The sequence below is a fragment of the Silvanigrella sp. genome, assembly GCF_044369315.1.
Taxonomy (GTDB): Bacteria; Bdellovibrionota_B; Oligoflexia; order Silvanigrellales; family Silvanigrellaceae; genus Silvanigrella.
Window position 1 is genome coordinate 1 of sequence record NZ_JBIPMD010000113.1, and the last position, 10063, is coordinate 10063.

Below are 10063 nucleotides of genomic sequence, written 5' to 3' on the forward strand. Positions count from 1 at the left end.
CATTGTTAATATATAATTGACAATAGAGGATTAGTCTATGAAAATTAGTAATTTAGATGATATTTATGCATTTCTGTATATTTATCAAGAAAGAAGCTTTACAGAAGCAGCTAAAAAGCTAAAAATATCAAAAGCTGCTATTTCTAATAAAATTAATAATTTAGAAGAAAAGTTTGGGTTTCCGTTATTTATTCGCAGTACTAGAAATGTAACACCCACTCAAGATGCTCTTGTTTTATTTCAATACGCACAAAAATTAATAGATTCATTGAAAGAGTTTGAGTCCTCTTTAAATCAATCGCAAGAAATGCAGGGTAAAATACATTTAACTTGTTCAACTGCAATAGCAACAAGTTTTATAGGTGAACAAATTACAAAATTTTTATCACTCTATCCAAAAATAAAAATTGAATTGACAGTAACAGATAGTTATTTGGATTTAATTGAAAATAATATAGATTTAGCAATAAGAATTGGAAATTTAGAATCGACTTCCCTTCATGGTAAAAAAATGGGTTCTAATAAATTAATTTTTTGTGCAACACCATCTTATTTAAATAAATTTGGAACTCCTCAAACCTTAACTGATTTAAAGAAACATAATTTAGTTTTTCTTGAAATACATGAGAGAATATTATTTAAAAATAGTAAAATCAAATTAGGAGATTATTCTGAACTGCGAACTCTAATTTCAAATCAATCCAATGTTTTAAATCAATACGCTATTGAGGGGCAAGCAATAGCGATACGTTCTTATTGGGACCTTAAAAAATATTTATTGTCTAAGGAATTGATAGAAATTCATTTAGAAGACCAGTTGGAAGACTATGGGAGTGTTTGGTTATTAACTCCAACTGGAAAACTCCAAAATAATCGAGTTAAAACTTTGTTTAACTTTTTATCTAAAAACTGGATTAATCAATTGTGAAAATGACTTTCACAGTTCTCACTTTAGACAATCCTTTGTTTGTTACTTTTGTTACGGTTACGATAGCTTCATCGGTTTTTTCATTACAACCTTTTCTTTTTGTGAATCTAAAATAACCATCATCCCATAATTGAGATTTATTACACTTTAAATCTTGAAGTAAAGTAAAGTTATATTTTATACCTGAAATAAAAGTATCTTTATTCATATCTTTGTATAGAAAATTATCAAGGTTACTTTTTTTAACAGTATAATGAATGGTTTCATCAATTATTATTTCTTGATTTTTAATATCTTCAAAGTAATCACTGGTAAAAGTATTGTCTATTGGTAATGTGATTTCACCTTTTTCTTCATTATGTCTAAATACAGTAAATGTAATTTTATCATCTTTTTTAGGGTTATTGTTTATATATTGAAACATATAACGATTATGTATATTTACGATAGAACCAGAGGGATTCTCTTTTACTTTAAAATCGTAATCATTAACTTCATCGTATCTAAATTTATCATCAAAAACTCTAAAACTATCGGTTGTATTTTCAATGCTTCCTTCATTTCTGTATAAACTCATATCTGCATAATCATAAAAAGTACCGTTATTTTGTTCTACTTTTCTTGTTGGAATTTTATTAGCAAAAATTCGTTTATCAAAATCTTTAAATTTGAAAAAAGATAATTCAATTTCTTTTCCATTAATTGTAACTGTTTTTGTAACTTTTTCAAAGTTATCTTTGTTACGAAATGAGTATTCACCATCGGGATCGACTTCAAACGAAGTATTTTTATCTCTTAAAACATATTCGTAATACCACCCCTCGTCTCTATTTCCTTTTGCAAGAGTAGATGAGTAAATATCACCTTTAAAAAAGAAAAAATTATCATTATATATTGGGAAAGTTCTATCAAATTGCTCTGACTCAAGATTTTGAATTTTTGTTTTAAGTGAGGAGGATAAATCGGCAAAATTTGCTGATTTAACTGCTCCTTCACAAACAAACTGTTTATTTATTTTATCAAACAAGCAGTTTGTTTGGCTGTGTTGAGGGATTTCAAGCAATTTATTTAATTTATTTTCTTCTGAAGAATTTAAACGAATAGAGCAGGATACACGGGCAATTTGATTTATTTTTTTACTATCAGAATTTATACTACTTGCTAAAAGTTCACATTTGCTGTTTTGATATATAGAATGAAAACTTTCTTTAAATTTATTTATATCAACAAAAAAATCACTAATGTTGTTATTTATTTTTGCAATATCTTCTTTTTCAAATTTTAAACTTTTTACATAATTTTGAAATTCTGTATTTAATTCTTCATTTCTTGATAGTTCATGAATTAAATCCATAAATTTATTTGTATCATTGTTTTTAATTAATTTTATGAAATTATCAAAAATATCTTTATGTTTATTAAATAGAAAATGAGTAAAATAAAATCTATCAGAATATTCTGATTCATATTTTGAATCTAATATTTCATAAATAGGAATCACTTTTTTATTAGTTAAAAAAGAATTATATCTTAACTCAGAAATTCCAATTCCAGTTTTTTTACTACCAGCAAAAAAATCTGCAGAACCTTCGATAAACCAATCCATATGTTTCCAAGGATTTGGTTGTTTTGTCTCATTTGCAAAATTTTTGTATAGATATCTACTATTCAAATAGTGAATATATTCGTGTTTTACATAATCTTCTAAAAATTGATTCCCAGCAAAGGTATAAAACGCTCCCCTGCTATCTATATAAACACCACCGTCTTCTTCTTTATCAAGATCGCTAATGTAAGGTTTATAGTTAAGATAATCTTTTTTTGTAGGATAAATATAAACATATAACCTATTATTTCTATCATTTTTAATGGGTTCAAATAATTGTAAAGCATTTTTATATTGATTTTCAACTTGTTTCATTGAAAAATAAATTTTATTTGCCTCATCTTTGTTTAACGAACTGTAAATGACAATACTACCTTCATCATAAATATATCTATTTTTGAATAAAGATTTGCTTAATTTGGATTTTACTTTACAAGCGTCCGCTCCATTTGCATCAGTAAACGTTTTACAGGTGTCTCTATTTAAAATTTCATAATATTCTAATACGGAAGTTGCTTCTAACCAAAAGGTAGATGGTTTGTTTTTGGGATCATTTAAATCGCCACCAGTTGTTTTTTTAATTACTTCTCTTAGGGTCTCAATAATTCCATTTTTAACACTATTGTATCTTAAAAATTTTCCTATTTCTAAAATATAATTTTCATAAAAAGAATCATTAATGATTCCTTTATCATTTTTCAAAATATTTTGAATATTAACAATAATATTTTTAAATTTATTAATATTTTCAGCGGATTTAAAGTAAATACCGTCTGCATCATGTGAAGCTGATAAAGCAAGTTGAATTGGTAAAATTGAGTATATTAAAAGTGTCTTATTTTCTGTAATATAACGAGAATTTTTTGTAACGTATTCGATTAAATTTAAAGATTCTTCGTAAGATTTTGCGGAACCAATTAATCCAAAAACTTCTTTAGATAATTTTTTAAACTCTTTATTTAATTTTTTTTCTTCATCTGTAGAATTATTTATTTTTTGATAATGAATCAAAATTGCGTAGGTATAAGTGATTGAAGAAATGAATTCTTTTAATTGTTTTTCATATTGTGGATTTGAAACAAAATTTTTATTTAATGATTGTAAATAGTAAGCTGTATTCAGAATATTTGATAATTTTAAAAGGAGATCTATTTGTGTTTTTTCTAAAACTTGTTTTTTTGAATTCGGTACTTGAATTGAATCTCTTATAGAATCATAACGATTTTCTAATAATTCTTTTGCAGTTTGAGCTATTTTAAGCATACTCTCTTGATTAAGGTATCCTTCAACTAAACTGGGATTAAAATTAGATACTTTATTATAACATTCTAAATCAAGTGATTTTAAATTACTTAATAAATCATTTATATTTTTAATTTTTCCAATATCTTCATTGCATCTTTGTATTGATTTATCAAATTCATAATTATGTGAACTATTTTGCTGTGCTGAAGTCATAATATGAAAACTAGATAAAACAACAAATCCAATTTTACTAAATAACAAATTGTTAATATTAAAATAATTGTTCTTTTTCATAAAAAAACCTCCTTGTTTAGATTCCCATTCATTCCTTTGAATGTGCATTAACGTTTATTTTATATGTAGATAAAAATCAAATTTTATTTCGTGAAATTATGGAAAAGTATAGAAATAATTTATAACTTATAATTATTTGTAATATATAATAAAGAATTTATTGAAATGTATATTTATGCTAGAAATTTTATTTATAATTATTTTTTTGGTAATCTATTATAAAAAATATAATTATATTAATATGAAAAATTTATTAAAAATTATTAATAAAAAATTTATCAAAAATATCCCATAATTTTAAAATAATAAAAATGAATCATTATCCTAATAAAATTTTTATTATGGTAAGCATTTTTATATTTTTTTGTTTGTAATTTTTTTAATAAAATGTAAGTTAGAAGATATCTTATTCTTTCTGATAAGATACAGATTTAGAATTATTCAAAAGAAAGATGGATTATGCCTATTGCAACTGGATCTCTAGCGATTAAGCGCTTTCAAATTTTATCTCCCGGAAAAGATATTTCTTTTCAATGGATATTAGAGCGTGTGCAAAAAGCTTTTATTTCTCCAATAGATCTTGATGATACAAGGGAAGAAGCATCTGGTTTTTGTCATCCATTTACAGGTGAAGCAAAAATAGACAATCCTCATTCCTTAATTTATGAAAATGTATTTTTATTTGGAATGCGTTCTGATAAGAAAAAAATTCCCGCGACTTATATGAAACTACAATTACGTGCTGCTCTTGAGGCCTTGGGGCACGAAAAAGAAGATGCGCAAGGCTCCATAAAAAAAGTGGGGAAAAAAATTAGGGAATCTGTTAAAGATAGACTTAAAGAAGAACTTTTAAAAAGTACTTTACCCTCTGTGAAGCTTACTGAAATTTTATGGAATTTAAAATTAAATCAAATATGGTTAACGTCTGCTTCTTCTTCTGTTGTATTGGAATTTGAAAAGTTATTTGCAGATGCATTTGAGTTGCCAATTGTTTTAGTGAACTCAGGAACAGCAGCCTTAGATTTTGAAAGTATTCAATTGGGGCTTAATCCTAATTTACAACCTTATTTAGATCTTTCTCCTGTTGCGTTAGCAACAGCAGATCATAGAAAAAATGCATATCAAAATGAAAAACGAGAAGTTGAAGTCCCTTTGTTTTAGAGGTAAATGAAATGCCTGTAGCGAAAAAAGTAATATCACCGATTTTATTAAAACCATTTAAGGTTAAAAGATTTTCTGTTTTAGATTCAGAGTCTAATAAAGTAACAAATGATGATTTGATAGGTAACTGGAATATTCTTTATTTTTACCCGAAAGATATGACTTCTGGATGTACAATCGAGGCAAATGACTTTCAAAAAAAATTAAAAATATTTAAATCCCTTGATTGCAATGTAATAGGGGTGAGTAAAGATTCCTGTTTAAGCCACCAAAAATTTATCAAAAAAGAAGGTTTGAGTTTTTTACTTTTATCAGATGAAGAAGGAAAGCTCTGTGAATCTTTTGGTGTATGGAAAGAAAAAAGCATGTACGGAAAAAAGTATATGGGAATTGAACGTTCCACTTTTTTAATCAGTCCAGAGGGCCTTGTTGTTGCCGAATGGAGAAAAGTAAAAGTAGCTGACCATGTAGATCAAGTTTATGGTGTTTTAAAAGATATTTTAAAAAATAGCGATAGAGGATAAATTATTGCCGTTTTTATAAATTTTCGACTCTATTTTAAAAATTTTCAAAATATGATAACATAATGAGATCTTGTGTTTTTAGATAATAAAAATGGGGTGTTTATTATGGAAGATAAAAGAAAGACCACTTCATCAGATATTGTTCAAAGAAATCATGAAGAACTCGCCAATGGCTACCCTAAATGGTTTCGTTTTATTGAATATTTAGGTCTTATTTTATTTTTTACCTTTTCAGGTATTATTATTTGGAAAATCATTTTTTCATTTACGGATTTATGGTTTTTAACAATTCCTGCTCTTATCATAGGATGGGTATTAAGCGATTTTATTGGAGGGGTTGTTCATTGGGCTGGTGACACATGGGGGTCTGTAGATATTCCTCTTTTAGGTCCAGCTCTTATTCGTCCTTTTCGCGAACACCATGTCGATGAGCTTGCTATTACTCGACATGATTTTATTGAGACAAATGCAGCGTGCGCATTAGCTGGAACTCCTGTCTTATTTGTTTGTCTTTTTTTGAATGTTGGTGATAATTTTAAAGTAACATCTTTTTTTGTTTATATTGTTTTTTTTATGACTATATTTGTTTTATTTACAAATCAAATACATAAATGGGCACATAGTAAAAACCCTAATAAATTTCTACGCTTTCTGCAAAAAACTCGAATATTATTAAATCCAGAACATCATAAAATACATCACACAGTTCCTTTTAATAAATACTATTGCATAACTACGGGTTGGATGAATCCTGTGTTAACTTATTTTCAATTTTTTCCAAAACTAGAACGTTTTATTATAAAGTATACAAAAGCACTTCCTCGTCGTGAAGATATTGGTGAAAAAGCAGCAGAAAAGCTATTATAAATTTTTAATTTCGAATTACTTTACAAAAATATATAATTAAATTACGGCTTATACCAATCGATACTCTTAGCATTTTTAGGAGAGTCTTAGTGTGAGTGACTTACAAAAAATACAAAATCAAATTAAAGATAAGTTACTTTTAGGTATCAATGAAGGAATGGTGCGATTTCCTATTTCGGATCCGAATTTTAATCCGCTTTGCACTCAAATTCAAGAAAAAGAAAGTCCCTTTTTAAATATTTCTAAATGTACCGCTTGCTCTTTATCTGACAAAAGAAAAAGGGTTCTTATTGAAACAAAAATGATTTCAAAATCTTTTTTTGTTTTATCTGACTTTCCAGACACCATAGATGAAGCTAGCGAAGACGTTTTTTCGATTCAGTCCCCAATTTCTTCCATAGTATTAAACTTATTAAATAAATTAAATATATTAAAAGATTGCCACTTTTCTTTTGCGATAAAATGCGTACCTGAGCGAGGTCTTCCTGAAAATGCAATCAAAACATGCGGTCTGCGTAATCTCTCACAAGAGATCTTTCAAGTAGAGCCCAAAGTCATCCTCTGTTTTGGCTATCGAGCGCTTCAGTCCTTAACTCATTTAGATAAAAATCTGAATAGTTCTGATTTCTTAGAAAATTCAGAAATGAGGAATATATCCTTAGATGGTCTTTCCATGAGAGTCTTTTTCCTCTCTAGTATTCGTGATTTACGAGATTTTCCTCATTGGCGACGCGACGTTTGGAATGTTTTGCAGCCTTTGGCATTTAAAGCGAACTCGTAATCCTTAAACTTTGTAAAATTTTCTTCTTTATTATTTCAAAATGCACTTCAGTATTGACCTATTAGCCTCTCTTTAGTAATTGTTCGTAGCTAATCAAATCGTGTTTGCTTTGCTCTCTTTTTCGGACTTGGCAACTTTTAAAGCAACATCCTTATCTAGGATTACACTGTAAGTAGGAACAAAAAATGACATTTTCCTCAACTATTGAAGAAGTTAACAGCACCCGCCGTAAATTTAAAATTTCTGTACCAGCTGCTTCAATCAAAATCGCTTTTTCCGAAGTCGCTTCAGAAATTCAAAAAACTGCTGAAGTAAGAGGATTTCGTAAAGGAAAAGCACCTCAAGCTCTTATTCGCAAATTTTATTTGGGCGATATCGTTAAAAAAGCTGCTGATAAAGTGATCAATTCAGCCTATTCAGATGCTTCTAAAGAAGTTGATTTTCAAATTGTTAGCTATCCACACATTGAGCCAGAAAATCAGTTTGATGAAAATAAAGATTTTGAATTTTCTGCAACTGTAGATATCAATCCAAAAATTGATATTAAAGATTACTCTGATGTTACTGTTAAAATGAATCCTAATTTAAATATTAATCCTGAAACGGAGTTGGAAAAACTTTTAACAAGTTATGCTCGAGTTCTGGGTAAAACTGAAAAAGATGAAACAGGAAGAGCTGTTGTAAAAGGTGATGTTGCTAATGTAACATACAAAGTATTTCAAGATGGAATTGAATTAAAAGAAAAAGAAGCTGTGACTCAATTAATTGAATTAAATGGCTCTAATATTCCAGCTATTGAAGAAGCAATTATTGGTTTAAAGGCTTCTGATACTAAAACTTTTGCAGTTACTTATCCTGAAAATTACCAAGATACGGAATTAAAAGGAAAAACTGTTGAATTTCAATTGGTTTTAAACTCAGTTGAAACTATTGTTCCTGCTCCATTAGATGAAGAGTTTGCAAAACGCCTTGGTCATCAAACTATGGATGAAGCAAAAAATAACATTATAGAAACAATCAAAAAATCCAATGAAGATGCACGTTCTAATGCTGCATTTGCTCAAATTGTTGATCACGTTCTTGCAAAGAATAATTTTGATGTTGCAGAAAGCTTAATTGAAAGCACTATTGATAGAGCGATTTCAGATGCCAATGCAAATGCTTCAAAAGAAGCTCAAGTAAAAAGCGATGATGAGTCCGTTCGTGCAAAATATCGTGATTGGGCAAATAAACAAGTTCGTGGGATTTTAGCTCTTGGGCATATTGCTCGCCAAGAAGGCATTTCTGTAAGTGATGATGAAATGCTAAGAGATATAGCAGCTTATGCTATGGCAAATAGAATGGATCCGCGCGAACTCGTAAAACGTGCAGGAACTCAAATTTATGATGAATTCCGTGGCCAAGTGATGATCCGTAAAGTAATTGCAAAAATTCTTGAAACAGCAAAAATTGAATATACTGAAGAAAAATAATTTTCAGTAAAAAAATTTAAGTTGGAATAAATTTCGATTTGCATACGTTTGTATAATTCGAGGATGATTTTTTTGCTCCTCTTCTATTTACAATTTATTTCGTAGCCATTTTGGAGGTTTTATTATGAAACTTTTATCTACATTAGTTGCAACTGCTGCTGCTCTTTCTGTTTTCACTTCCGCATTTGCTGATGAAACAGCTGCTCCTGCTGCTGCGGCTCCTGCTGCTGCGGCTCCTACAGCTGCTGCGGCTCCTACAGCTGCTGCGGCTCCTACAGCTGCTGCGGCTCCTACAGCTGCTGCTAGCGAAACTTCTCCAGAAGCTAAACCAGCTGCTGAAAAGAAAAAAGCTGAGCACAAAAAGAAAGAGCACAAAAAAACTGCTCACAAGAAAAAGAAAGCTAACAAGGAAGCTGCTAAATCTGATGCAGCACCAGCTGCAGAAGCACCAGCTGCACCAGCTTCTAACTAATTTAAAACTTAGTTTAATGCATTAAAACCACTCTTTATGAGTGGTTTTTTTATATTATTTTATATTATTTATATTTTATTGGTTCAATTCTTCAAATTAAAATCATTTTGTCAAGTTAGTTGACAGTTATTTCTTATTGATATAAGATACTTAAAGACAATGGCGGTTTTTAAAGAATTTTATGATATTTACTTATATCTATAAAATTTGAATTCAATTCATTTAATATTTGAATATCAATTTATTTTATTAAATAATTATTAAAAATTTATTCGTCATTTGTATGAAAATCTCGTTATATATTCATTCTTTAGTAAAATATTTTAATTCAATATTTATATTAATTATTTTAATTTCAATATACTTGAAGGAGGATTATTCATGGGGATTTTATATCCTTTAGAAGATTATCAAATATGGGCAAAAAGATATGATATTGAGATAAAAACAATTCGATGTGAAAAATGTGGCAAAGCAATAACGACTTCAAAACCATTTGCTTTAGGTAAATTAAGAGGGTTGCTTGCAGAAAAACATGGCTGTGAAGAAAAATGCCTCGCTTCCGTTGTTTTTCATGGTGAAGCCATAAAAAAGTATAATTCATATAGTTTATTTAAAAAAAGAGAAAAGAGTTATACAAACTAGTAAGTATAAATACCCACCTTTCATTTTTTCATTATTTAACATATTAATTTTATTGTTATATTTTATTT

9 protein-coding genes are annotated in these 10063 nt (G+C 28.4%); 8 read left to right on the forward strand and 1 reads right to left on the reverse strand.

All coding sequences use genetic code 11. The features are described from left to right. Positions 1 to 37: 37 nt before the first annotated feature. A complete protein-coding gene (locus ACIQ56_RS10065) occupies positions 38 to 928 on the forward strand; it encodes a LysR family transcriptional regulator (protein WP_397600933.1) in 891 nt (296 codons plus the stop codon). On the opposite strand, the gene ACIQ56_RS10070 is transcribed toward ACIQ56_RS10065, so the two are convergent. Then, positions 915 to 4073, reverse strand: coding sequence for a collagenase (locus ACIQ56_RS10070; RefSeq protein WP_397600934.1), 3159 nt, complete (start codon positions 4071 to 4073; stop codon positions 915 to 917). The two genes, ACIQ56_RS10065 and ACIQ56_RS10070, sit on opposite strands and share 14 nt — an antisense overlap. A 459-nt stretch (positions 4074 to 4532) precedes the next feature. On the opposite strand from ACIQ56_RS10070, the gene ACIQ56_RS10075 reads away from it, so the two are divergent. From ACIQ56_RS10075 to ACIQ56_RS10105, 7 genes are all read left to right on the forward strand, one after another. Further along, positions 4533 to 5234 carry a hypothetical protein gene (locus ACIQ56_RS10075; protein WP_397600935.1) on the forward strand — a complete coding sequence of 234 codons (702 nt, stop codon included), beginning with the start codon at positions 4533 to 4535 and terminating at the stop codon, positions 5232 to 5234. An 11-nt stretch (positions 5235 to 5245) separates the two neighbouring features. Then, positions 5246 to 5758: a peroxiredoxin gene (locus tag ACIQ56_RS10080; protein ID WP_397600936.1), complete on the forward strand. Its 513-nt coding sequence runs from the start codon at positions 5246 to 5248 to the stop codon at positions 5756 to 5758. Between the two features lie 105 nt (positions 5759 to 5863). Beyond that, positions 5864 to 6625 carry a fatty acid desaturase family protein gene (locus ACIQ56_RS10085; protein ID WP_397600937.1) on the forward strand — a complete coding sequence of 254 codons (762 nt, stop codon included), beginning with the start codon at positions 5864 to 5866 and terminating at the stop codon, positions 6623 to 6625. Positions 6626 to 6716: 91 nt separating this feature from the next. Next, complete coding sequence (locus ACIQ56_RS10090) at positions 6717 to 7406, forward strand: uracil-DNA glycosylase family protein (protein ID WP_397600938.1); 690 nt, start codon at positions 6717 to 6719, stop codon at positions 7404 to 7406. A gap of 185 nt (positions 7407 to 7591) precedes the next feature. Then, the gene (tig, locus tag ACIQ56_RS10095; RefSeq protein ID WP_397600939.1) at positions 7592 to 8878 is read left to right on the forward strand and encodes a trigger factor; all 1287 of its coding nucleotides are present in this window, start codon (positions 7592 to 7594) and stop codon (positions 8876 to 8878) included. A 124-nt stretch (positions 8879 to 9002) separates the two neighbouring features. After that, on the forward strand, positions 9003 to 9350 hold the full coding sequence (locus ACIQ56_RS10100; protein ID WP_397600940.1) for a hypothetical protein: 348 nt from the start codon (positions 9003 to 9005) through the stop codon (positions 9348 to 9350). A gap of 381 nt (positions 9351 to 9731) precedes the next feature. Beyond that, the gene (locus ACIQ56_RS10105; protein ID WP_397600941.1) at positions 9732 to 9995 is read left to right on the forward strand and encodes a hypothetical protein; all 264 of its coding nucleotides are present in this window, start codon (positions 9732 to 9734) and stop codon (positions 9993 to 9995) included. Positions 9996 to 10063: the final 68 nt, after the last annotated feature.